General features: G+C 74.1%; 20 protein-coding genes. 14 read left to right on the forward strand and 6 right to left on the reverse strand.

Annotated elements, in window-relative coordinates:
• Positions 1-261: 261 nt before the first annotated feature.
• Positions 262-918 (reverse strand): methyltransferase domain-containing protein, encoded by a 657-nt coding sequence (locus ACERUN_RS02635; protein ID WP_370288118.1) that lies wholly within the window; start codon positions 916-918, stop codon positions 262-264.
• Between the two features lie 160 nt (positions 919-1078).
• Here ACERUN_RS02635 and ACERUN_RS02640 point away from each other — a divergent pair, with 160 nt between their 5' ends.
• From ACERUN_RS02640 to gmd, 3 genes are all read left to right on the forward strand, one after another.
• Positions 1079-1795, forward strand: coding sequence for an FkbM family methyltransferase (locus ACERUN_RS02640; protein ID WP_370288119.1), 717 nt, complete (start codon positions 1079-1081; stop codon positions 1793-1795).
• Entirely contained in the window at positions 1792-2889 is a 1098-nt protein-coding gene (locus ACERUN_RS02645) for a glycosyltransferase family 4 protein (protein WP_370288120.1), read from the forward strand. The genes ACERUN_RS02640 and ACERUN_RS02645 overlap by 4 nt, the downstream gene beginning before the upstream one ends.
• A gap of 167 nt (positions 2890-3056) precedes the next feature.
• Positions 3057-4097, forward strand: a complete 1041-nt coding sequence (gene gmd / locus ACERUN_RS02650; protein ID WP_370288121.1) for a GDP-mannose 4,6-dehydratase — start codon at positions 3057-3059, stop codon at positions 4095-4097.
• A 40-nt stretch (positions 4098-4137) separates the two neighbouring features.
• Here gmd and ACERUN_RS02655 read toward each other — a convergent pair whose 3' ends face one another.
• A complete protein-coding gene (locus ACERUN_RS02655) occupies positions 4138-5133 on the reverse strand; it encodes a GDP-mannose 4,6-dehydratase (RefSeq protein ID WP_370288123.1) in 996 nt (331 codons plus the stop codon).
• Between the two features lie 42 nt (positions 5134-5175).
• Between ACERUN_RS02655 and ACERUN_RS02660 the strand changes: the two genes are divergently transcribed.
• The 6 genes from ACERUN_RS02660 (at position 5176) to ACERUN_RS02685 (ending at position 11260) form a co-directional block, all read left to right on the forward strand.
• Positions 5176-6141 carry an SGNH/GDSL hydrolase family protein gene (locus ACERUN_RS02660; RefSeq protein WP_370288125.1) on the forward strand — a complete coding sequence of 322 codons (966 nt, stop codon included), beginning with the start codon at positions 5176-5178 and terminating at the stop codon, positions 6139-6141.
• 154 nt (positions 6142-6295) lie between these two features.
• Entirely contained in the window at positions 6296-7279 is a 984-nt protein-coding gene (locus tag ACERUN_RS02665; RefSeq protein ID WP_370288126.1) for an NAD-dependent epimerase/dehydratase family protein, read from the forward strand.
• A 16-nt stretch (positions 7280-7295) separates the two neighbouring features.
• Positions 7296-8495, forward strand: coding sequence for a glycosyltransferase family 4 protein (locus tag ACERUN_RS02670; RefSeq protein WP_370288127.1), 1200 nt, complete (start codon positions 7296-7298; stop codon positions 8493-8495).
• Between the two features lie 14 nt (positions 8496-8509).
• Positions 8510-9280: a hypothetical protein gene (locus ACERUN_RS02675; protein WP_370288128.1), complete on the forward strand. Its 771-nt coding sequence runs from the start codon at positions 8510-8512 to the stop codon at positions 9278-9280.
• A gap of 21 nt (positions 9281-9301) precedes the next feature.
• A complete protein-coding gene (locus tag ACERUN_RS02680; RefSeq protein ID WP_370288129.1) occupies positions 9302-10024 on the forward strand; it encodes a sugar transferase in 723 nt (240 codons plus the stop codon).
• 192 nt (positions 10025-10216) lie between these two features.
• Positions 10217-11260, forward strand: a complete 1044-nt coding sequence (locus ACERUN_RS02685; RefSeq protein ID WP_370288130.1) for a methyltransferase domain-containing protein — start codon at positions 10217-10219, stop codon at positions 11258-11260.
• Positions 11261-11399: 139 nt separating this feature from the next.
• Here the strand turns inward: ACERUN_RS02685 and ACERUN_RS02690 are convergent, their stop codons facing one another.
• The 3 genes from ACERUN_RS02690 to ACERUN_RS02700 all read right to left on the reverse strand — a co-directional run bounded on the left by ACERUN_RS02690 (position 11400) and on the right by ACERUN_RS02700 (position 14923).
• Complete coding sequence (locus tag ACERUN_RS02690) at positions 11400-12599, reverse strand: DUF563 domain-containing protein (RefSeq protein WP_370288131.1); 1200 nt, start codon at positions 12597-12599, stop codon at positions 11400-11402.
• 118 nt (positions 12600-12717) lie between these two features.
• The gene (locus ACERUN_RS02695; RefSeq protein WP_370288133.1) at positions 12718-13551 is read right to left on the reverse strand and encodes an FkbM family methyltransferase; all 834 of its coding nucleotides are present in this window, start codon (positions 13549-13551) and stop codon (positions 12718-12720) included.
• Between the two features lie 13 nt (positions 13552-13564).
• Positions 13565-14923, reverse strand: a complete 1359-nt coding sequence (locus ACERUN_RS02700) for an O-antigen ligase family protein (protein ID WP_370288134.1) — start codon at positions 14921-14923, stop codon at positions 13565-13567.
• A 62-nt stretch (positions 14924-14985) separates the two neighbouring features.
• Between ACERUN_RS02700 and ACERUN_RS02705 the strand changes: the two genes are divergently transcribed.
• Positions 14986-16296 (forward strand): lipopolysaccharide biosynthesis protein, encoded by a 1311-nt coding sequence (locus ACERUN_RS02705; protein ID WP_370288136.1) that lies wholly within the window; start codon positions 14986-14988, stop codon positions 16294-16296.
• Positions 16297-16383: 87 nt separating this feature from the next.
• The gene (locus ACERUN_RS02710) at positions 16384-17202 is read left to right on the forward strand and encodes an SGNH/GDSL hydrolase family protein (protein ID WP_370288137.1); all 819 of its coding nucleotides are present in this window, start codon (positions 16384-16386) and stop codon (positions 17200-17202) included.
• Positions 17203-17235: 33 nt separating this feature from the next.
• On the opposite strand, the gene ACERUN_RS02715 is transcribed toward ACERUN_RS02710, so the two are convergent.
• Positions 17236-17523, reverse strand: a complete 288-nt coding sequence (locus tag ACERUN_RS02715) for a MoaD/ThiS family protein (RefSeq protein ID WP_370288138.1) — start codon at positions 17521-17523, stop codon at positions 17236-17238.
• A gap of 128 nt (positions 17524-17651) precedes the next feature.
• Here ACERUN_RS02715 and ACERUN_RS02720 point away from each other — a divergent pair, with 128 nt between their 5' ends.
• From ACERUN_RS02720 to ACERUN_RS02730, 3 genes are all read left to right on the forward strand, one after another.
• A complete protein-coding gene (locus ACERUN_RS02720; protein WP_370288140.1) occupies positions 17652-18389 on the forward strand; it encodes a response regulator transcription factor in 738 nt (245 codons plus the stop codon).
• Between the two features lie 77 nt (positions 18390-18466).
• Positions 18467-19357, forward strand: coding sequence for a mycothiol synthase (gene mshD / locus ACERUN_RS02725; RefSeq protein ID WP_370288141.1), 891 nt, complete (start codon positions 18467-18469; stop codon positions 19355-19357).
• 150 nt (positions 19358-19507) lie between these two features.
• Positions 19508-23353, forward strand: a 3846-nt coding sequence (locus tag ACERUN_RS02730) for a hypothetical protein (RefSeq protein WP_370288142.1), incomplete at its 3' end; no start/stop codon positions are given.

Genomic DNA, 23353 nt, shown 5'->3' on the forward strand with positions numbered 1-23353 from the left:
CCCCCCCCCAACAAAAACCCCCATCCAGCTGCGGTTTCCCCCCACTCGACGCCACTCGACGACCCCGACCCACCCTCGAGGACGACGCCCGCCGACCGCGCGGCGTGGACGACGACACACTGGGGCCCGGCCTCAGCATCACGGCGCGCGGTCGTCGTCCACGCGAGACCACCGCCCCTCGAGGACGACGCCGCCCCTCAGCGCCGCCGCCGCCGATCAGCCACGCACGACCTCAACGCACGACCACAGGGCCGCACGACCTCAGGGCCGCACGGCCTCCAACGCCATCTGCGCGGGCCCCTCGTCGAGCCGCTTGTCGAGGCCGTCGAGGTCGGGCACGTCGCTCTTGCCGAAGGCGCACTCGCGCACGTCGACGAAGCCGGCCGCGGTGAGCTCGGCGCTCAGCGAGGCCACGTCGTAGACGTAGCCCTCGTGGTGGCGGAAGTTCTCCACGGGGATCCGCACGAGGTCGATGGGGTGGTCGACGCGCAGGCCGATCTGGCGGTAGGCCTCGGCGATGTCGCCGCACACGGAGTCGGGTCCGGCGAGGTAGGCCTCGATGTGCTTGCGCAGGTCGGGGGTGACCAGTCGGATGACGCCGCCGGGCTGCAGGCAGCGGAAGGCCTCGCGGAACAGGGCGCGGCCGGCGTCCAGCGGCAGGTGCTCGATCACGTTGTCGGCGTAGACCACGCTCACCGACGCGGGGCCGAGCGGCCAGGTGGCGCTGGCGTCGAGGTAGTTGCGGGTGACGGCGTTGACGTTGGTGACCAGCCAGCCGGGACGCTGCTCGAGGCCGCCGATCTCCAGGCGGATCGGGCCGTCGGCCGCGGCGATGGCACGGGTGGTGCGGCGCCGCGCGACCGGCGTGTTGAGGTTGAGGACGACAGGGCGTGCGACAGCGCGGACCAGGGGGTGCATGGGGAGGATTGTGGCCCACCACCCCCGCCCGCGCAGGCAGACGGTTCACCTCGCGGTCCTGCCCCTCAGCAGCCGCGCCGTGTGAGAGGCTGCGGCCGCACAGCGCTCCCCGTGCGCGCCGTCGCTCCCCCCACCGCCCGTAACGAAGGACACGGCCATCGTGACCAGTCGCGTCGTCAGCACCGCCCTGCGCCTCCTCGCCGACCGGGGCTTCGTCGTCTCACGGCACCCGGCCGAGCGCCGCCAGCGCCTTCTCGCCGAGGCCGGCATCGACCTCGTCGTGGACGTCGGGGCCGCCCGCGGCGACTACGGCACCGAGCTGCGCCACTTCGGCTACACCGGCTCGATCGTCTCCTTCGAGCCGCTCGCCGCCCCCTTCGGCCAGCTCTCCGCCTCGGCCCGCGCCGACGGCCGGTGGACGGCGCACAACTGCGCCCTCGGCGCGGAGGAGGGCAGCGCCACGATCCACATCGCCTCCAACAGCGACAGCAGCTCGCTGCTGCCGCCGCACCGCGGCCACACCGACGCCGCACCCCAGGTGACCTTCGACGAGCAGCAGGTCGTGCCCGTCAAGCGCCTGGACGACGTCGTGGCCGCCGACCTCGACCGCGCCCGCGCCACCTTCCTCAAGGTCGACGCGCAGGGCTTCGAGCGCCAGGTGCTCGCCGGCGGCCCCGACACGCTCGCCGCCTCGGTGGGCGTGCAGCTCGAGTTGTCGTTCACCCCGCTCTACGAGGGCGGGATCCTCGTCGACGAGATCATCAGCACCTTCTACCGCGACGGCTTCACCCTCGTGTCGATGATCCCCGGCTTCGTCGATCCCGGCGGCGCGATGCTGCAGGCCGACGGCATCTTCTGGCGCGACGCCGCGCGATGAGCGCTCGTCGGGTCGTCCTCACCGGCCCGCTGCCGCCGCCGGTCACCGGCGCCGCGCTCGTCACCGAGCGGATGCGCGACACCCTCGCCGGTGCGCTGGCCGGCACCGCCGGGCGCCTGGTCGTCGTCGACAGCAACTCCAACGCCTCGGCCCCCGCGCGGGTGCTGCGGCTGCTCACCGGCCTGCTGCGCCTCGCGCTGCTCGTGGCGCTGCGACGTCGTCCGGCGGTCTACGTCGGCGGCGCGGGCGGCGAGCTGCTGTGGTTCCAGGCCCTCGTCGTGGCGATCGGCGTGCGCGGCGGCGGCCCCGTGCTGTTCCATCACCACAGCTACCAGCCGATCGTCGAGCCCAGCGCGCCCATGCGGGCGATCACCCGCTGGGGAGGCGCGCGCCTGACCCACGTCGTCCTCGGCGGCGACATGGGCCGCCGGCTCACCGAGCGCTATCCCGCGGCCACCCACGTGGTGGCGTGCTCGAACGCCGGCCACATGCCGCTCGCGGACGACGCCCCGCCCGCCCCGGGCGCACCCGGCGTCGTCGTCCTCGCCCACCACGGCAACCTCAGCGTCTCGAAGGGGCTCGACCGCGTGCTCGACGCGCTCGACGCCTGCCGCGCCGCGGGCCTCGACGCCGTGCTGCACCTCGGCGGCCCCGCCGACGAGCAGAGCACCGCGCTCATCGAGGCCGCCACCGCCCGCCACGGCGAGCGGGTGCGGTGGCGCGGCCCGCTCGCCCCCGCCGAGGTCGCCGACTTCCTCGCGGCGGCCGACGTGTTCCTCTTCCCGACCCGCTACCCCATGGAGGCCGAGCCCCTCGTCGTCCTCGAAGCGGTGCGGGCGGGCCTGCCGGTGGTCGCGAGCGCCCGCGGCTGCATCCCCGGCCTCGTCGACGCCCCCGGCTCCGTGGTCGAGGAGGGTCCGGACGCCGACGGCGCCGTGCGATCAGCGATCGTCGACCTCGTGGGCCACGTCGCGAGCCTGGACGACGCACGCCGCGCCGCCCTGCGGGGCGAGGTGAAGGCCGGCTTCGACCGTCGCCAGCACGACGCCGCCCGCACCTGGGCCGACCTGGCCTCCCGGCTCACCGGCCGCTGACCGGCCGACGCGCACCTCGGCACACCGAACCCGCCCTCTCGGCGACCACACCGCGCCCTCTCGGCGACCACGGCGCGCCCTTTCGGCGCCCGGGCGGGCGCGGACGTGGCAGAGTTGCGCCGCTGACGCATCGGCAGGCGAGCGGCAGCGGAGAGGAACCGACGGCTGTGACCAAGCGGGCGATGATCACCGGGATCACCGGTCAGGACGGTTCGTACCTGGCCGAGTTCCTGCTGGCGCGCGGGTACGAGGTGCACGGCGTGGTGCGCCGGGCGTCGTCCTTCAACACCCACCGCATCGACCACCTGCGCCGCGACCCGCACGACCCGGCGAACCGGCTGCACCTGCACTACGGCGACCTGTCCGACGGCTCGCGGCTGGCGTGCCTGGTCGACGACATCCGCCCCGACGAGGTCTACAACCTCGCGGCGCAGTCGCACGTGCGGGTCTCCTTCGACGAGCCGGTGCACACCGCCGACATCACCGCCACCGGCACCGCGCGGCTGCTCGAGGCCGTGCGTCGCTCCTGCCCGGAGGCGCGCTTCTACCAGGCGTCGTCCTCGGAGCTCTTCGGCGCGACCCCGCCCCCGCAGGACGAGCGCACCCCGTTCCACCCGCGCTCCCCCTACGCCGCCGCCAAGCTCTTCAGCTACTGGATGACGCGCAACCACCGCGAGGGCTACGGGATGTTCGCGGTCAACGGCATCCTGTTCAACCACGAGTCGCCGCGGCGCGGCGAGACCTTCGTGACCCGCAAGATCACCCGCGCCGCCGCCGCGATCGCCGCCGGCCGCGAGACCCACGTCTACCTCGGCAACCTCGACGCCGTACGCGACTGGGGCTACGCCGCCGAGTACGTCGAGGGCATGTGGCGGATGCTGCAGGCCGACGAGCCCGACGACTTCGTGCTCGCCACGGGCGTGGGCGTCACGATCCGCGAGTTCCTGGACGTCGCGTTCGGCACCGTCGGCCTGGACTGGCGCGACCACGTGCGCTTCGACCCCCGCTACCTGCGCCCCACCGAGGTCGACGCCCTCATCGGCGACGCCACCAAGGCCCGCGAGGTGCTCGGCTGGAAGCCGAGCGTCGACGGCCGCGGGCTCGCCAAGCTGATGGTCGAGGCCGACCTCGAGGCGATCGAGCACGCCGGGCGCCCCTGGATCGACACCGTGCCGCTGCCGTCCTGGAACGACCCCGACACCCCCTGACGCCGATCTGACCCCGATCCCCGCCCCGGTGGACGAGCCGTCAGCCGGTGGGGGCGCCGAGGCGGAGCAGGTCGTCGTCCACCATCAGGCGGGCGACGTCGAGCGCGCGGGTGCTCGCCCGCCATCCGAGGGCCCGCTCGGCGAGGGCCGGGTCGCCCACGAGCGCGTCGGCCTCGCGGGAGCGGCGGTGGGCGTCGTCCACCCGCACGTGGTCGCGCCAGTCGAGGCCCGCGTGCGCGAAGGCGGCGGAACAGAAGTCGGCCACCGTGTGCCCCACGCCCGTGGCGAGGACGACGTCGAGCGGCGTCGCGACCTCCAGCATCCGCCGCATCGCGTCGACGTACTCGGGCGCGTAGCCCCAGTCGCGCACGGCGTGCAGGTTGCCGAGCTCGAGGCCCTCGCGACGACCGGCTGCGATCTCGGCGACGGCGCGGGTGATCTTGCGGGTCACGAAGTCGTCGCTGCGCCGCGGCGACTCGTGGTTGAACAGGATCGCGACGGCCACGAAGAGCCCGTCGGCCCGGGCCGCGGCCGCGGCCTCGTGCGCGGTGAGCTTCGAGGAGCCGTAGACGGTCAGGGGGCCGCGGGGGGCGTCCTCGCCGAGCGGGTGTGGCGAGGGCGCCAGGATCGCCGCGCTCGAGGCGAAGAGCACCCGAGCCTCCGGGACGACGCGCCCCACCGCCGCGAGCAGGTCGCGGGTGAGGCGCACGTTCACGGTGGCGGTGCCGGCGGGGTCGAGCGCGGAGACGGCGACGCGGCTCTCGGCGGCGAGGTGGTAGACCTCGTCGGGCCGCACCCTCTCGAGCAGGGCCACGAGGTCGTCGGTGCCGTCGAGGGCGGCGGTGTGCAGCGTCAGCCCGGCGTGCCCGCGCACGGCGGCGAGGTGGTCGGGGCGCACCGGGGCGCCCGCGTCCGCGTCGGGGGCGGGGCGGGGCGGACGCACGAGACCGTCGACCGCGTACCCGCGGGCGAGCAACTGCTCGGCGAGGTAGGAGCCGTCCTGTCCCGTGATCCCGGTGATGAGGGCGCGGGGCACGCGCGGAGTCTAGGGCGTGGGCGCACTCGTAGGATCCACGCCATGGCGACCCCCTCGACCCGCCGCCCGACCCGCCGCCCGACCCGCCTCGCCCGCGGGCTGCGAGCCCTCGCGGCGGGAGCCGCCGTCCTGGCGCTCGCGGCCGGCTGCAGCGGCGGTGGTGGCGAGGTCGAGCAGGCCGCCTCCCCCGCGCCCGGCAAGGGGGCGCCGATCAGCGCCGGGGCACGCTACGTGGCCCTCGGCGACTCCTACACCGCCGGCTACCTCACCGGCCCCACCGACGCGACCTCCGGCGGCTGCCTGCGCGCCACCACGAACTACCCGCGGCAGGTGGCGCAGGCGCTCGACCTCGACCTCGACGACGTGAGCTGCGGAGGCGCCACGACCGAGAGCGTCGCCGGCGAGCAGACCACCGCCACCGGCGAGAAGGTCGCGCCCCAGATCGAGGCGGTCAGCGCCGCCACCGACCTGGTCACGATCGGGATCGGCGCCAACGACTTCAACGCGTTCGGCGGCATCGTCGTCAACTGCGTGCAGGCCGCCACCACCAACCCGAACGGCGCCCCGTGCACCGCGCTCGTGAAGACGCAGGGCGGGGACGCCGCGCTGCGCTCGCGCGTCGACGACCTGCGCGACCGGCTCGTCGACGTCGTGCGGGCGGTGCTGGAGCGAGCACCGCAGGCGCGCGTCGTCCTCGTGGGCTACCCGGAGGTGTTCCCGGCGAGCGGCTCCTGCGAGCAGCTGCCGCTCGCGAAGGGCGACTACGAGCTCGCGCACGACACCATGAAGGACATCACCGACGCCCTGCGCCGTGCGGCGCGCGCCACGGGCGTGGAGTACCTCGACGTGTGGACGGCGAGCAAGGGGCACGACATCTGCGCCGACGACCCGTGGATCGCCGGCGTGCGCCCCACCCGCACCGACGGCTACGCGTGGCACCCCTTCCCGGAGGAGCAGGAGCTGGTGGCCGACCTGCTGCAGGAGCAGCTGCGCGGCGACGGCGACTGAGCCCGCACCCCGCCGCCGTCCCAGCCTTCTCGGACGCCGCCCCGTCGACGTCCGACGGGGTTAGGGTTGTTGCCCTACCGGTCAGCCCGTGACCGTCGGGCCCCCGCGTCGTTGGGCCTGACGCAATGGCCCCCCAGCCCTTAGGAGTACTCCCATGTCTGCACGTCCTGTCGACGTCCTCGTTGCCGGTGGCGGCGGTTTCATCGGCGGCCACCTGGCCGCCGACCTGATCGCCCAGGGCAAGTCGGTGCGCGTCGTCGACGTCAAGCCGACCAGCGAGTGGTACCAGGTCCACCCCGAGGCACAGAACGAGCAGGCCGACCTCTCGCTCCTCGACAACGCCCTGCGCGCCACCGACGGCGCGGGCCAGGTCTTCATGCTCGCCGCCGACATGGGCGGCATGGGCTTCATCGAGAACAACAAGGCGCTGTGCATGCTCTCGGTGCTCACCAGCACCCACATGCTGCAGGCCGCGCACCGCAACGGCGTCGAGCGCTACTTCTACTCCTCCTCGGCCTGCGTCTACGCCGCCGACAAGCAGACCGACCCCACCGTCACCGCCCTCAAGGAGGCCGACGCCTACCCGGCGATGCCCGAGGACGGCTACGGCTGGGAGAAGCTCTTCAGCGAGCGCATGTGCCGCCACTTCAACGAGGACTACGGCTTCACCGCCCGCATGGCGCGCTACCACAACGTCTACGGCCCCGAGGGCACCTGGACCGGCGGTCGCGAGAAGGCGCCCGCCGCCGTGTGCCGCAAGGTCGCCGAGGCCGTCATCACCGGCAAGCACGAGCTCGAGATCTGGGGCGACGGCGAGCAGACCCGCTCGTTCATGTACATCGACGACTGCGTCAAGGGCTCGCAGATGATCCTGGCGAGCGACCTGCTCGACCCGATCAACCTGGGCTCGGCCGAGCTGGTCTCGATCAACCAGCTCTACACGATCGTCGAGGAGATCGCGGGCATCACCTGCGAGCGCAAGTACGACCTCTCCGCCCCGCAGGGCGTGCGCGGTCGCAACTCCGACAACACGATGATCCTCGACAAGTTCGGCTGGGAGCCCTCGGTCAGCCTCGCCGACGGTCTCGCGAAGACGTACGCCTGGGTCTACGACCAGGTCAAGCGCTCGCACGGCTGAGCCGCGCGGACACTTCGTGCGCGTCCTCGTCCACGACTACTCCGGTCACCCGTTCCAGGTCGAGCTCAGCCGCGAGCTGGCTCGACGCGGGCACGAGGTCACCCACTCCTTCTGCCCGGCCTGGCCGTCGGGCAAGGGCCACCTGACCGCGGTCGAGGGGGAGACCCTCTCCTTCGACCCGGTCGGGCCCACGGAGGCCATCGCCAAGGACCGCTTCGTGCGGCGCACCCTCATGGATGCCGCCATCGGCTGGCAGCTGCTCAAGCAGGTGCGCCGCACGCGGGCCGACGTCGCGCTGCTGTCGAACGCGCAGATCCCGAGCCTGGTGATCTTCGCGCTCGGCATGATGGTGCTGCGCAAGCCGTGGGTGCTCTGGCACCAGGACGTCTACGCGGTGGCGGTGCGCTCCTTCGCCGGCGACAAGCTGGGCCGCGCCTTCCGCCTCGTCGCCGCGCTGTTCACCGTCGCCGAGCGGTGGACGTCGCGGCGCGCCGCCGCGATCGTCGTGATCGCACCGTCCTTCGTCGACGTGCACCGCGAGTGGGGCACCGAGCACAAGACCACGGTGATCCCGAACTGGGCGCCCCTCGACGAGCTGGTGCCCACGCCGCGCGACAACGCGTGGGCGCAGGAGCACGACCTCGTGGGTCGGCACACCCTGCTCTACTCCGGCACGCTCGGGCTCAAGCACAACCCCGGCCTGCTGGTGGCCCTCGCCCGCGCCGTCGAGGACGCCGGCACCCCCGTGCGCCTCGTGGTCGTCAACGAGGGTCCGGCCGTCGAGCTGCTGCGCGCCGAGGCCCAGCGCCTGGGCGTCGACCTGCTGCTGCTGCCGTTCCAGCCCTACGAGCGGCTCTCGGAGGTGCTCGGGTCCGGCGACGTGCTGCTCGTGCTGCTCGAGAAGCAGGCGGGCGCGTTCTCGGTGCCGTCGAAGACCCTGTCGTACCTGTGCGCCGGGCGCCCCGTGCTCGGCATGATGCCCGCCGAGAACCTCGCCGCCCAGCTCGTGGACGACGCCGACGGGCTCGTCGTCGCCCCGGAGGCCGACGCCGTGGGCGAGGCCGCCGCCTGGGTCAGCGCCCTGCTGCAGGACCCCGAGCGGCAGGACGCGATCGGGCGCGCCTCGCGCACGCTGGCGGAGAAGGAGTTCGCGCTCGCCGGGTGCGCCGACCGCTTCGAGACGATCCTGCGCGGCACCCGCCGCGGACGCGTCTGAGCGGCGGCCGGGCGATGAGCGAGCGCCGCACCCACGTCGTCCTCGGTGCCAGGACTCGGTTGGGCGGGGCCGTGCTGGAGCGGCTGCTCGGCACGGGCGATCCCGTCGTGGTCGTCGCCCGCGACGCGCGCGACGGCGACCTCCTGCGGGCCGACCCTCGGCTCGCCCCCCGGCTCGCTCCCGCGGCGACCGGGGAGCGCACGTCAGGTGAACCGTCGGTGCGGGTGGTGCTCGCCGAGCAGTTCGGTGACACACTGGAGCCGCTAACAGGACCGCTCCGGGTGCTCGTCCTGGCGCTCGGACCTGTCCATCCCACCGATGCAGGCGTCGAGCCGCCCCTGGAGTCCGACATGTCAGCCGTCGCCCGCGATCTCGCGGTGGTCGACGCCGCGCTCGCTGCGGCCGGCGGGGGCCACGTCGTCCTGGTCTCGACGGTGCTCGCCCTCGCGCCGCAGCACGACCGGCGCTACTACGGCGGCTGGAAGAACGTGGTGGAGCAGAGCCTGCGGGCGCGCACGGAGGCGCGCGGCGGCGTCCTGAGCGTGCTCTACCCGGGCCGCCTGGTCGGTCCCGGCGACCGCGGGAGGCTGTCTACCAGCTATGCGCGCCTGGCCGACACGACCCTCGCCACGGCGCCAGCGAGCACCCAGCGGGTCGTTGGAACAGATTCCAGAATCTTGTTGGTCGTGCGCAGTATCCAATTCGTGCTTCGCTCGTTGAGACCCGTGACGAGCCATCGCAGCCCGACGGAAACCACGAGATCCGAACGGCGCCCCCCCAGATAGCTCGGAAAGGTGAAGCACCCCATGCGCCTGAAGCGAGTCTTCGACATCGTCGTGACCCTCCTGGCAGCCGCCGTGTGGCTGCCGGTCCTCTCGGTCGCGGCCCTTGCCATCCTCCTGACCACGGGGCGACCCGTGCTCTACCGATCCCGTCGGCTGGTCTCCACCGGAGAGCCGATGGAGATCGTCAAGTTCCGCACCATGGTCAAGAACGCCGAGCAGCTGGCGAACCGCACGACCGTGCCGGTCACGACCACGCGGTTCCTCAACATCCCGCCCGACTCCCCGCTGTACACCCGCGTCGGCCGCTTCCTCGAGCGCTGCGGCCTCACCGAGATCCCGCAGCTGCTGCACGTGCTGCGCGGCGACATGAGCATCGTCGGCAACCGACCGCTGCCGAAGAACGTCATGGACTGCCTCGTCGAGGAGTACCCCTACGCCCGTGACCGCTTCCTGAGCCCGGCGGGCCTCACCGGCCCGGCCCAGCTCGTCGGCCGCGACGCCCTCACCGACTCCGAGCGACTGCGCATCGAGGGTGCCTACTGCCGCGCCGCGCGCAGCGGCTACCGCCTCCGCCTCGACTTCATGGTGCTGCTCTACACCGTCCTGATCGTGGCCCACGTCAAGAAGTCGATGGACTACAACGGCGTGATGGCGATGATCGAGCGCCACAGCCGCCAGCGCGCCCTCGTGCCGGCCCGCGACGACGTTGAGCCTGCCACGGAGAGCCCCCTGGCCTTCGACTGATCGATCGAGCACCGAAGCGCTTCGGGCAATCCCCCGGTCGCACCTCGCGAGCTGACGCCTCGCGTTCCCGACGGGTCGGCCCCATACCGACCTGGGCCGGGTCCCAAGGACTCTAGTCCCGAAGGACCTGACCGTTCGGGGACGCGGGGCGTTAGTCTTCGGCCGAGTAGTTCAGCCGAAGGGACTCCCCCCATGCCCCCCGTGCTCCACTCGTGTCCTGCCTGCGCGTCCACGCGCCTGCAGATCACGCCCCCCAGCCCCTATTCGCCCCTCGTGATCGTGCGCTGCCGCAGCTGCGGCCTGCGCCAACGACCGCCCCACTCCCCCGCCCTCGACGCCGTCGTGACGCGGGAGGCGGTCAGCGCGGCACCCGTGCCCGTCCCGGTCGGGGCCGGCGTCGCCATCGGGGCCGCCACCTCCGCTGAGCCGGTCCCCGTCGTCGAGCCCGTCGTCGAGCCCGTCATCGAGCCCGCCGCCGCTGCTCCGGGCGACGGCGACAGCAGCGCGGAGTACGACTACGCGGCCTACGTCAGCGTCATGCGCGCCTCCGCGGTGCACGACGATCGGCAGGAGGTGCTCGACCGCCTGCTCGCCCTCACCGCCTCCTTGCCGCAGCCCGACCTCTTCGACGTCGGCGGCGGCGACGGCACCTTCGCGGCGCTGGCACGCGAGCGAGGCCTGGCGGTCAGCGGCAACGAGCTCTCCCTCGAGGCGATCAACCTCGCCCGCGAGCGCCACGACGTCACCTTGCACTTCGGCACCCTCGACCAGCTCGACCACCGCGACGAGCACGCCATCATGACGATGTGGTGCATCCTCGCCCACGTGGACGACGGCGAGGCGCTGCTGCGCGACGCCTACCGCGCGCTGCGCCCCGGCGGCATCCTGTTCCTCCAGACGCCGCACTACAGCGCGATCGACCACGTCGCCACGCGTGCGTTCACGGGCAGCCGCGGGCGACTCTCGAGGTTCGCCGTGGCCCGCCTCGGCACCAAGCACCACGTGCTGCACACGCGGCGCAGCATGCACACGCTGCTGAGCCGGGTGGGCTTCACCGACGTCGAGACCCTCCCCCGCGCCCGCTACAGCCTCACCTCGGAGTTCTACCTCCAGGCGCTGGGTCTGCCCGCGGGCGCGGCCGTGCGCACCGGCCGGGTCGTCGACCGCGCGATCCGCGGCGGCGCGGCGCCCCGCATCGTGATGGACGTCTACGCCCGCAAGCCCTTCACCGCCTGATCCGTCGACGGCGCGGCCGCTTGTAACTACGTGTTCGTGTCTCTACCCGGGTGGTCGACCACCCGGGTAGAGACCACAGCACCCGGGTAGAGCCGCCCACCCCACGCGTGGACGACGACCAGCGGCCCGCGCGGCGACCTCAGTCGGCGAGCAGCCGCTCGAGCTCGGCCTCGACGTGCGCAGGGGTGACGTCGACGTCGTCCATGAGCCCGCGCATCGCGCGACCGCGGGGCACGGCGGCGCCGCCGCCGACCAGGTAGCGGTAGCGGCTGTCGTCGATGCCGTCGACGATCGACCAGTAGCCGCCGTTGAGGTAGCCGGGCGCGAACATCTCGAGCACCCGCACCCCGGGCCGGGAGAAGACGAGGTTCACCAGCGCGGCACCGTGGGGCGCCACCACCACCCGTGCCGCCGCGAAGTGGTCGATCTGCTGCTGCACCGGCAGCGTGCCGGGGTCGACGCGCACGAACCCGTGCGGCTCGAGCATCGCCCACACGGCGTCCTCGTGCACCAGGCTGCGGGTGTTGGGCGCGTGGCCGCGCGTCACGTAGATGCGCTCGGGCAACGTGCCCGCCGCCGGCGAGGCCGGAAGGTGCGTGCGCAGCCAGGCGGCGGTCTCGCGGGTCACGAGCGTGCTGGCGTTGGGCAGCGAGGGCACCACGAGCCGTCGCGCCCGCAGTGACAGGCCGCCGACCGGCTCGATGATCCGCTGCTCGTCGATGCCGAGCAGGCCGACGAGCTCGCGCTGGTAGCGGGTGTGGTGGTCGAGCACCCAGTGGTCGGGCTCCAGCCCCGGGAGGGCCTGCCCGACCATGCCCAGGCGGGGCAGGGCGTCGATGAGGAAGTGGTAGTAGTTGTGGCCGGTGCCCCGTGCGGCCAGCACCGCCACGGTGCCGTCGATCTCGCGCGGCTCCGGCGGACGCGGCGCCCAGTGCACCGGGTGCTCCTTCCACCCCGCGATCCCGAAGTAGTGGCTGGCGTCGAGGTCGAGCGTGCCGCCGGCCGACACCACGGCAGCGTGCTTGCCGAGCACCCGGCCGCCGGCGAGCTCCACCACCGAGACCTCCGGCACCGGCGTGCGCAGGTGCTCCTCGAAGTACCAGTGCGAGGACGGCGCACCCACCGGCCGCTCGCGCACGTCGATCCGCGCCTCGTGGACGACGTGGTACGGCGCCCCCTCGGCGGCGGCGATCTCGGCGGAGGTGCCGGCCCGCACGGGCAGGCCACGCGCAGGACCGCCGGTGCGTCGTCCGATGCCGCCGAGCACGCGAGCCCCGGCGCGGTGACCGACCTTCACCGCCGGCCACAGCGGCTGCAGCTGGCGCGGCAGCCGGCTCACCGAGGCGCTCCCGCCGGGCCCGGGCCGACCACGCGCGCGCAGCACGTCGCGACCGCCCGGGGGACCCGGACGGTCGGCGACGGGTGCTCGCGGACGGCGTAGGCCCTCCGCGTCGCGATCACTGCCGGCTGAGCCAGATGACGCCGAGACCGGCCTCGGTGCCGGGCTCGTGGCGGTGGGGCGTGAGGCCGACGTCGCCGAGGAAGGCGAGCAGCTCGTCGAGCGAGTGGCCCGCGACAGGGTGGTACTCCATGACGACCTTCTTGACCGTCGTCCACGACGACGGCGAGGACTTGAGGATGACGTCGTACTCGGCGCCCTCGATGTCCATCTTGACCACCTCGACGGCCGAGGGGGCGGCAGCGACGGCGGCATCGAACGGGCGCGCCGGCACGGTGACCTCGCCGGCGGCCTGACCCTGCTTCCACTCGTCGCGCATCCACTCCGGGGCGGTGAGGCCGTTGTGGCCGCTCGCGGTGCCGGAGTCGAAGAAGGTGAACTCGCCCTCCTCGCCCGCCATGGCCGCGCGGTGCACGCGCAGGCGGGAGTCGAGGCCGTTGGTGGTGATGTTGCGCGCGATGTAGTCGGCGCTGGTGGGCGAGGCCTCATAGATCTCGACGTGCAGGCCGGGGCCGGCCTCGGCGACGGCGAGGGAGAAGCTGCCGATCTGACCGCCGACGTCGAGCACCGTGGCGTCGGCGGAGACGCCGGCCAGCAGCTCGTCGAGCACGTAGGCGTCGTCGCCGAAGATCTCGTAGAGCGGGAAGCGCGCGCCGTCGGAGTTGGGGCAGGTGACGACGTAGCCGTTGCGCATGCGGAAGGTCATCTCCGCACTGGCCCAGCGGGTGCCGGCCAGGCCCAGGTCGCGGAAGACCGTGGGGAAGTTGCGGAACAGCACCGGCGTCTGGGTGACGCGCTTGGCCAGGTGGCCGGGATTGCGGAGAGCACTCATCTGGGGGGACCTCTCAAGAGGGGACGGTGGCTGGCGCCGGGGTGACTCTAAGGGTTCCGGCGGCCCGTCGTTCCGTGTTCCACCAGGAGATGGCCGCCAGGATGGACAACGACACGGGCGCCCAGATGCCACGGTCGTAGAGGCCTGGAGTTGTGGCGCCGAAACCGATGTAGGCCCACACCGCGTAGCACAGGCGACGATCGGGACCGTTGCCGAACAGCGGCCGAGCGAAGGTGAAGAGCACCAGCAGGAAGGCCACGAGCCCGAAGACGCCCAGTGCCACGGCGGCCTCGAGGTAGTTGTTGTGGATCTCGAAGAGGTCGACCACCCCCGAGCCGGTGAACGGATGGTCGAAGAAGCGGGCGATGCCCGCATCGCGACCGAGTTCGCGCGCCTGGTTGGAGTACTGGGCGCCGCTGCCGCCCCCGCCCGCGAGCCGGCCGAGCGCGGAGTCCTCCCCGGTGATGCTCACCAGCAGCGGCAGTGCGATGAAGGCGAGCGCACCGCCCATGGCGAGCAGGAATCCCAGGATCGCCGAACGCTCGACGATCGGCACCATCAAGATCAGCACCGCCATCACCGCGATCGCCGCGCGCGAGCCGCTCATCTGGATGGAGTAGGCGCTGACGAGTCCCGCACCGATCACGACCCACCGCTGCGGCCAGGTGGTGACGCGGTGGAAGAGGTAGAGCAGGATCGCCACGCTCAGCAGCCCGGCCTGCGCGAAGTAGTTGTAGTGGGTCGCCAGGCCGCCGTAGCGACCCTGCTCGCCCGGACCGTCCTTGAAGGCCACCAGCACGCTCACCATGTGGCCGCCGACGTAGCTCCAGAGCAGGAGGTCGATCGTGCGTCTGGTCGGGCCCCACAGCGCCATGGCGCTGGGCAGGCCGCCGATGACGACGAGCCAGAGGGTGAGTGCGAAGAGGCTGGCGTAGGTCTGGTCGGAGACGAGCGAGCCGATGATGCCGGTGACGAACATGCCCAGCAGGCCGATGAGGTAGATGAAGGGCAGCTCCACCCGGCGCTTGAGCATCGTGGGCAGCAGCAGGCCGAACCCGACCACGAAGAGCAGGTCGGTGGGCGTCACCGGCGACTCCGGCGTGGGCGAGATGCCCTTGTAGACCGGGGCGGTCACGAACGCGGCGGCGATCGTCAGCGTGCCGGTGCGCTCGGTGCCGAGCGCCGACAGCAGGACGATGAAGAGCGAGACGCCGACCGCGAGCCCGATGCCGAGCATGCTGCCCATCGTCGCCAGGCGCACGGCGATCAACGCGACGAGCACGAGTGCGGCGGTGACGACGACCCGCTCGGTCCGGCCGTTGCCGGACACCGAGTTGACGCGGCCGACCGGCCTGTAGGTTGTGCGCCGCACGACTCTCCTTCGGGCTGCTCCTGACGGCCGAGTCTAGATCACGAGAAGGCGACCTGAGTTCGGTGTCTGACACGACCGAGATGAGCGCGAGCAAGGCTTCGGGCGAGCCTGCGGGCAAGGCGACGAGCGGCCTGTCGACGCTCGGGTCGATCGCCGTCGCGACGCTCGGCGTCCAGGCGATGACGCTGCTCACCGGCATCATCTCCGCGCGCGTGCTCGGTGTGCAGGGCCGCGGCGAGCTGGCGCTGGCGGTGGCCGCCTCCGCCCTCTTCGCGCGGCTCACGATGGCCGGCGCGCTGCCGGTGAGCATCTCGACGCTGCTGGCCCGCGAGGGCCTCACCGCCCGCGACGGGCTGCGCCCGTTCGTGGGCCGCTGGGCGTGGCAGGCGCTGGTGCCCAGCGCTGCGGCCGGCGCCTACGTCGGCTACCTCCTGCGCGAGGAGAGCCCCTACGTCTTCGTCGGCCTCGGCCTGGCGGCCGCGGCGATCACCTACCAGACCATCGCCACCGGCATCATCGGCGCCGCGATCCAGGGCGAGCTCGCCCCGATCCGCACCGTCGCGATCGGTGCGATCGTGCTGGTGGCGCCGTTCCCCATCGCGCTGTCCGTCATCGTCGCCTTCGTCTCGGTGGACGACGCCGTGGCGGTCGCCGGCATCCTCGTCGCCTCCGGCTTCGTCGGCTGGATGCTCAACCTGCGCCTCCTGCGGGCCGGGGAGGGGCGCACCTCGACCATCACCGCCGCCGAGCTGAGCCGCACCAGTCGCGCCAACTACGTAGCGGCCGTCGGCACCCTGAACAGCCTCGGCATCGACCGCAACCTCGTCGGCGCCTGGCTCGGCACCGCCGCCCTGGGCCTCTACGCCGTGGCGGTCGCCTTCGGCAGCCTCTCGAGCATCGTCGGGAACGGGGTGGCCTCCCTGCTGCTGCCACGGCTCACCGCGGCCGCCCCGGCGGATCGTCGGCGGCTCATCCGCACCTGGTCGCTCGGCACGGGCGTGTTCATCGCCCTCCTCGTCGTCGGCATCCAGCTGGTGCTGCACCCCGTGATCACGGTGGCCTTCGGCAAGGAGTTCGAGGGCGCGGTGGAGATCGCGCGATGGCTGGTGCTGGCCGACGGACTCATGGGCATGCGTCGCCTCCCGATCTGCGTCCTGCAGGCGCGCGGGCGCGCCGGCCTCGCCTCCATCATCGAGACCGTGTGCACCGTCGCCCTCGTCGCCGGCATCGCCGGCGCCGCCCTGGCCGATCGCCTCGTGCTGGTGGCGGTGGCCATGGCCGGCAGCGGACTGCTCAGCCTGGTGCTGCTCACCGCGGCCGCAGCCGTCGCGAAGCCCGGCGTGCGCGGGCGACACGTCGCCGGTCGTCCGTGAACACGCCGCCCACGGCCGCCCGCGTGGAATAGGGTCCTGCCGGACGTCGGCCGAGAGGGCCGGCGCCGGGAACAGGGGGATCCATCCGTGGCCGAGCGCCTGACCACCCGCGTGTTCGTCCGAGGCGCCTCCACCGTGGGGTGGAGCGGTCGGATGGGCGGAGCCCGCACCGAGCTCGGCTTCCCGCGGGTGCTGGAGCGGGAGCTGCTCGCCCGCGACCACCGCGCGGAGGTGCGCAGCGTCACCGTCGGCGGCATGCCGACCTCGGCGGTGCTCAAGCGCTGGGAACACGACATCGTCGGTTGGTCGCCCGACGTCGTCGTCTACATGGTGGGCCACTACGAGACCCTTCACGTGCTGTGGCCCAACCGCCTCGAGCGCCACGCCAACCACTTCCGCTGGCTCCCCCGCCCCCTGCGCACCCTCTACCGGCGCAAGGTGCTGCGGCCCGTGTGGCGCAACCTCGTGCGCTTCCAGACCGCCGTCGACGCCCACGTGCCGCAGCGCTGGGCCCAGCGCCGGGTGCGCTACGCGGTGGCCGACCTCGCCCGCGCGGTCAAGCAGGCCCGCGAGATCCAGAGCCCCCTCGTCGTCCTCATGGAGACGCCGCTGCCCGGCAGCTACGCCCGCAAGCTCTTCCCGGGCATGGAGGTGCGGGTCGAGGCCTACAACCGGATGATCGCCGAGCTGGCCGACCGGTTGGGCGAGGAGGTGCGGGTGCTGCCGACCAACGCCGTGCTCGGCCTGCACGACCTCGGCGCCCGCGACGACGCCCTCCCTGACGGCTTCCACTTCTCCGCCCCCGCCCACGACGCCGTCGGCCGCGCGCTCGCCGAGCTCGTGCAGCCCTGGATCGAACGCCAGCCGCACCTGCAGCCGATCGAGCCGCACGCCGACGCCGGCTGAATCGGCGCGCGGGCTCCGTCCGGCGGGTTCGGCTCAGCCCCCGGCGAAGGGCGGCAGGAACTCCACCGTGTCGCCCGGGCGCACCTGCACGTCGGCAGGGTCCTGCGACGACACCGGCCGCTCCCCCACGAGCACCGAGCACGAGGAGAGCACCGCGGCGAGTCGCTCGCCGGTCTGCTCGCCGGTCAGCTCGGCGAGCACGCGGCGAGTCAGCTCGTCGAGGACGACGGGCGCGTCGACGGCCACGGCGTGCTCCGCGACCCCGGCCGCCGCCCGCGCGGCGGCCCAGAATCGGACCCGGATGACCTGGCTCTCATTCACCGACGATTCTCTTCCCCGTTGCGCTGACGTGTCGTTATCCTTCCCTACAGGAAAACCGGCCGGGGCCCAACGTTGCGTTCTGGTCTCGACACGGTGCCGCCCGCGGCGGCCCGGGTGAGGAGACCCCCATGAGCACCCTGCTCCTTCTGACCAGCGCGCTGCAGCCCTCCGCCGAGGTCCTCCCGGGCCTGGCGCTGCTCGGCCACCAGGTCCGCATTCTTCCCGCGGAGGGCAGCGCGCTGCTCGAGGCGCCCGACGCCGACCTCCTGCTGGTCGACGGCCGCCACGACCTCGCCAGCTCGCGCGACCTGTGCCGCCTGATCCGCACCACCGGCACCGACATCCCGGTGATCCTGGTGGCCACCGAGGGCGGCCTCGCCGTCGTCAACCACGACTGGGGCATGGACGACGTCGTCCTGCACACCTGCGGCCCCGCCGAGCTCGAGGCGCGCATCAAGCTCGCGATCGGCCGCCTCACCGCGGCCCGCGACGCCGCCGACCCCGACGCCCACGTGATCCGCTCCGGCGAGGTGGTCGTGGACGACGCCACCTACACCGCCAAGGTCAGCGGCCGCGTCCTCGACCTCACCTTCAAGGAGTTCGAGCTCCTCAAGTTCCTCGCCCAGCACCCGGGGCGCGTCTTCAGCCGCCAGCAGCTGCTGCAGGAGGTGTGGGGCTACGACTACTTCGGCGGCACCCGCACCGTCGACGTGCACGTGCGCCGCCTGCGCGCCAAGCTCGGCCCCGAGAACGAGACCCTCATCGGCACCGTTCGCAACGTCGGTTACCGCTTCGTGCTACCGAGCAAGGACGCCGAGAACGACGCCGCCCGTGTGGGCTCGCGCGACTCCGTCGACGCACGCTGAGTCCACACCCGCCGGGTCGACGGGTCCTGCGCCCACCGACGGCGAGCCCGACCCGCCGGGCCCGCTAGGTTCGAGCGATGAGCACCGACCACCTCGACGCCCTGCTCGAGGGCGACGCCGCGCTGGAGGCGATCGCCTCCGTGCGGCGCGCCTGCCGCGAGCACGACGGCACCGACCCGCTCGACGAGGCCGCCTCGATCCGCCTCGCCCGCCACGGCCTGGCCCAGTGGCACGCCTGGGTACGGCCCGACGGGTTCGCGCTGCGCGGGCAGGCACCCGGCGACGGCGAGCGGCTCGACCTCGCCGTGGCACCTGATCGTCGCGGCCGCGGCGTCGGGGGCGCGCTCGCCGACGCCGCCTTGGCGTCGTCCACCGGCGTCGGTGGGGGAAGCTCGCCCCTGGGGGCCTGGTCGCACGGCGACCACCCGGCCGCGGCCGCCCTCGCCGCACGACACGGCCTCGAGCGCGTCCGCGAGCTGTGGGTGCTGCGACGCCCCACCTCCACCCCCGTGGACGACGCCCCGCCACCTGCGGGCGTGCGCATCCGCGACTACGGCGCCACCGACGCTGCCGCCGTGCTGAGCGTCAACGCCGCCGCCTTCGCCCACCACCCCGAGCAGGGCGCCATGGACGCCGACGACCTTGAGGCCCGCATGGCCGAGGCGTGGTTCGATCCGGCCGGCCTCCTCCTCGCCGTGGACGACGCGGGCCGGCTGCTCGGCTTCCACTGGACCAAGCAGCACGACGACCGCACGGGCGAGGTGTACGTGGTGGCCGTCTCCCCCGACGCACAGGGGCGCGGCCTGGGCCGGGTGCTCACCGCCGCGGGGCTCCAGCACCTCGCCGCCCGGGGCGTGGGCGAGGTGATCCTCTACGTCGAGTCCGACAACACCGCGGCCGTGCGCCTCTACACCGGTCTGGGGTTCACCCACGACGCGCGCGACACCCACGTGCAGTACCGCCGCTGAGCCGACCCCCGAGCCCGCCGCTGAGCCGACCGTGCGATTGACCTCAGACCGCACCGCACCGCGCCCGATAGGACGTCGCAGTCGCGCAGGGCCGACCGAAACCCGGCATCAGCGCCACGATCCCCGATCCCCTAGGTAGATTGCTGTCCCATGAGCTCAGTCCCCGACGACGAGCCGGGCGCCGAGGCGTCCCGGCACGCCGCCGACGCGCGCGCCGAGCGCCGCTGGGGACGACGTGGCCTCCTGCGCCGTCGCGGCAACGACGAGGTGCCGATCCCCGAGACCGGCGAGCTCGACCCCGACGACGTGGCCGAGCTGCTGCGCCGCAGCTCGGCTCTCGAGGAGGCCGAGGCCGAGGCCCCCTCGCCTGAGGGCGCCGCCGACGACGAGGCCACCTCCGAGGAGGCTCGCACCGACGACGACCTCGTGGCGCGCGTCGACGCCCGCGCCGCCCTCTCCGCGCTCGAGGGCGAGTGGGCGGCGTCCGACGGCGAGAGCCCCGAGTCCTCCGCGACGATCGACCCCGAGCCCGCGGACGTTTCCTCGGACACCGACGTGGACCCCGGAGCCGTCCACGAGGCCGGGGTCCACGACGACGCCTTCGACCCGCTCGGCTCCTTCGACCCGCCCATCAGCTTCGAGCCGCCCTCCCCCGAGGCCGTCGCGCCGGTGGTCGAGGACGACGACACCGAGTTCTGGGCCAGTGCGATCGCGCGCTCCGGGCTCGACGAGCCCGACCCCGCCCCCGACGCCATCGCCGACGACACGTCCGACGTCCACGAGGAGCCCGCTCCCGAGCCGGCCGAGACCGCGGCGGCTCGGGCGTTCTGGGACGACCCGCTCACGGCCCCCCTCGAGGACGTCGAGGCGGTCGAGACCGCTCAGGCCGAGCCGACCGCCGCGAGCGTCGGACCCGACGAGCACCGCGCCCCCGACGCCCCCGACTCCCCTGAGACCGCCTCTCCCGCGGACGCGGCCGACGCCTTCGCGGTCCCGTCCGGCGCCGATGCCGAGTGGTCGGCGGTGCTGGCCCGCGTCGCACGCGAGGAGCTGGTCGCCGACGCCGAGGACGAGGAGGAGATCGACTGGTCGCAGATCGTGCGCGGCGACTCCTCCCCCCTCACCGATCTCGCGCCGATCGACGGCGACGCTTCGGCTCCCCCGTCGGGCGCGGACCCGGAGTCGAATGCCGCAGCGAAGGGGCAGACCGAGCCGACCGGGCCGAGCGAGCCCGACGAGGCCAGAGCGCCGACGACGCCCGCGGCAGCGTCGGCCGCCGGCAGCGCCGCCCAGTCGGCCCAGGCGGCCCAGGCAGCACAGGACGAGCAGGACGAGCACGACACCGACGCCGCGCAGCGCGTGATCGCCGCCGCCTTCGAGGGTGGCTTCGCCGAACCGGTCGCCCCGCCCGAGGCGCGCGGGCTGTCCCGCTTCCGCCGCCGCGGAGGCGGCGCGAGCACCGGGCCCGTGCCGGGGCGAGGCCGGGGTCGCCACGACGACGACATCGAGCCGCCGCTGCTCGAGGAGCCGATCCCCGACATCGACGGCGCCTCCGACGTCCCACTGCGGCCCGCCGAGGTGCTCGCCTTCGTGCGCGCCGAGGTCGAGGCCGAGCTGGGCAGGCCGGACGAGGCCCAGGTGCCCGACGGCGTGGATCCGTCCGGGCTCTCGGGTCCGCAGTCGGAGATCATGGCCGCGGTGGCGTCGCGACTGCGGCGCGACGCCGAGTTCGCCGCCGCCGAGCAGGCCGCGGAACGTCTCGCGGCCGAGGAGGCCGCGCAGCGCGCCACCGAGGCACGCCTCGCCGCGGACCAGCTCGCCCGGGAGCAGGCGGAGACAGCCGCGGCGGCCCACCGCGCCCGCACCGAGGCCGAGGAGCTGGCACGCGCCGAGGCCGCCGCCCGCGAGGAGGCTGAGCGCGCCGCCCGCGAGCGCGCCGAGCTCGCCGACGCGGAGTCCGCACGCCGCGAGGACGCCGAGCGCAACGCCGTCGAGCAGGCCGAGCGTGCCGCTGCGGCCCACCTCGAGCGCCAGGAGGCCGAGCGCCGTGCCGCCGAGCAGGCCGAGCTGGCCGCCGCTGCGGCCGCCGCCCGCCAGCAGGCCGAGGAGGCCGCCCGCGAGTTCGCCACCGTCGCGCGCGAGGCCCACGAGGAACGCGCGGCCGCCGAGGAGCGCGCCCGCGTGATGGCGGAGGCCGCCGCGGTGAGCGCGGCCGAGCACGCCGAGTTCGCCCGGCGCCTGCTGGAGGAGCGCGAGGCCGCCGAGCGCACCTCCGCCGAGATCGCGCAGGCCCGCACGCTGGCCGAGGAGGCCGCGCGACAGCAGGCCGCCCTGGCCCAGGAGGCCCATCTGGCCGCGGAGGCCGCGGAGGAGCGTGCGCGGGCCCTGGCCGAGCAGGCCGCCGCCAGCGCTGCCGAGCACGGCGAGCTGGCCCGCCAGGCGATCGAGCAGCGCGCCGCGGCCGAGCAGGCCATCGCCGAGTCGTCGGCGCTGGCCACCGAGGCGAACCGGGCGCGGGCCCTGGCCGAGCAGGCCGCCGCGGAGCAGGCCGAGCTCGCGCGGGTCGCGATGGAGACCGCCCGCGCGGCCGAGGCTCGCGCCGCCGAGGCAGCCGCCCGCGCCGAGGCGCAGGTCAACGCCCGACTCGAGGCCGACCAGTCGGCCGCCGAGCAGGCCCGCCGTGCCGAGGAGGCCCACGAGGCGCGCCGCCTGGCCGAGGAGGCCGCCCGCGAGCAGCTCGACCTCGCCCAGGAGGCCCAGGCCGCTGCGGCCGCCGCCCACGAATCGGCCACGACCCTCGCCGAGGAGAACCGGGCGGTCAACGAGGCCCTTGCGATCGCCGCGGAGGTGGCGGCCGAGGCCACGAGGGCCCGCACCGAGGCCGAGGCCCGCGCGTCCTCGGCCCTCGAGGAGCTGCAGCAGGCGGCCTCCACCCACGCCGCCGCAATGGACGTCCTGCACCGCGACCTGCTCTCGGTGCAGACCACCGCGCTCGAGCACGCCCGCGCCCGCGCCGATGCCGAGGCGATGGCCGCCGAGGCCGCCATCGCCCGCGCCGAGGCCGAGGCGCGCGCCGCCGAGCTCTCCCGCGAGCGGGAGGAGGCCCTCGCCGAAGCCGCCCGCGCACGGCTCGAGGCCGAGGTGCGCGCCGCCGAGCTCGCCCGCGAGCGCGCCGAGGCGGAGGCCCGCACGAGCGACCAGGAGCGGCAGATCAGCGAGGCCCTCACCGATGCGCAGGCCTGGGCCGCCGAGCAGGACCGGGCCCGCGAGGAGGCCCTGGCCGAGGCAGCGCGGGCCGCCGAGCTGGTGCGCGAGCGCGAGGAGGCCCTCGCCGCTGCCGAGGCCCGCGCCGCCGAGATCGCCCGCGAGCGCGAGGAGGCCCTCGCGGCCGCCGAGGCCCGTGCGGCCGAGCTGGCCCGCGAGCGCGAGGAGGCCCTCGCCGAGGCGGCGCGTGTACGCGCCGAGGTCGAGGCCCGCGCCGCCGAGCTGGCCCGCGAGCGCGAGGACGCGCTCGCCGAGGCCGCCATCGCACGGGCGGAGGCGCAGGCCCGCGCCATCGAGCTGGCCCGCGAGCGCGAGCAGGCCGAGGCCGCGCGGGCGCGCGTCGAGGTCGAGGACGACAACACCCTCGCAACGGCCGGCTCCGAGGTGGCGGACGACGACGCCGTCGCCGAGCACGCCCCGGTCCCGGCCCCGTTCCAGGACGCCGTCAGCGAGCAGCCCGAGCAGCCCAAGATCCAGGAGGCCTCCACCGAGGTCGACACCGAGGTCGCGGACGACGACGAGGCCGCGGTGGCCGACGACCACGGGGCCGCTGACGACCTCGGGGCCGAGGTCGCGGCGGCCGACGTCGCAGAGACCGACGTCGCGGAGACCGACGTCGCAGAGACCGACGTCGCAGAGACCGACGTCGCAGAGACCGACGACGCAGACACCGACGACGCAGAGACCGACGACGCAGAGACCGCCGACGACGACCCCGACGACGCCGGCGCC

The organism is Nocardioides sp., assembly GCF_964229035.1.
In the GTDB taxonomy this organism is placed as follows: domain Bacteria; phylum Actinomycetota; class Actinomycetes; order Propionibacteriales; family Nocardioidaceae; genus Nocardioides.

Coding starts and splice junctions, on each gene's coding strand:
- ACERUN_RS02635 (WP_370288118.1), bottom strand. CDS start 918: ATGCACCCCCTGGTCCGCGCTGTCGCACGCCCTGTCGTCCTCAACCTC.
- ACERUN_RS02645 (WP_370288120.1), top strand. CDS start 1,792: ATGAGCGCTCGTCGGGTCGTCCTCACCGGCCCGCTGCCGCCGCCGGTC.
- ACERUN_RS02660 (WP_370288125.1), top strand. CDS start 5,176: ATGGCGACCCCCTCGACCCGCCGCCCGACCCGCCGCCCGACCCGCCTC.
- ACERUN_RS02665 (WP_370288126.1), top strand. CDS start 6,296: ATGTCTGCACGTCCTGTCGACGTCCTCGTTGCCGGTGGCGGCGGTTTC.
- ACERUN_RS02675 (WP_370288128.1), top strand. CDS start 8,510: ATGAGCGAGCGCCGCACCCACGTCGTCCTCGGTGCCAGGACTCGGTTG.
- ACERUN_RS02680 (WP_370288129.1), top strand. CDS start 9,302: ATGCGCCTGAAGCGAGTCTTCGACATCGTCGTGACCCTCCTGGCAGCC.
- ACERUN_RS02685 (WP_370288130.1), top strand. CDS start 10,217: ATGCCCCCCGTGCTCCACTCGTGTCCTGCCTGCGCGTCCACGCGCCTG.
- ACERUN_RS02695 (WP_370288133.1), bottom strand. CDS start 13,551: ATGAGTGCTCTCCGCAATCCCGGCCACCTGGCCAAGCGCGTCACCCAG.
- ACERUN_RS02720 (WP_370288140.1), top strand. CDS start 17,652: ATGAGCACCCTGCTCCTTCTGACCAGCGCGCTGCAGCCCTCCGCCGAG.
- mshD (WP_370288141.1), top strand. CDS start 18,467: ATGAGCACCGACCACCTCGACGCCCTGCTCGAGGGCGACGCCGCGCTG.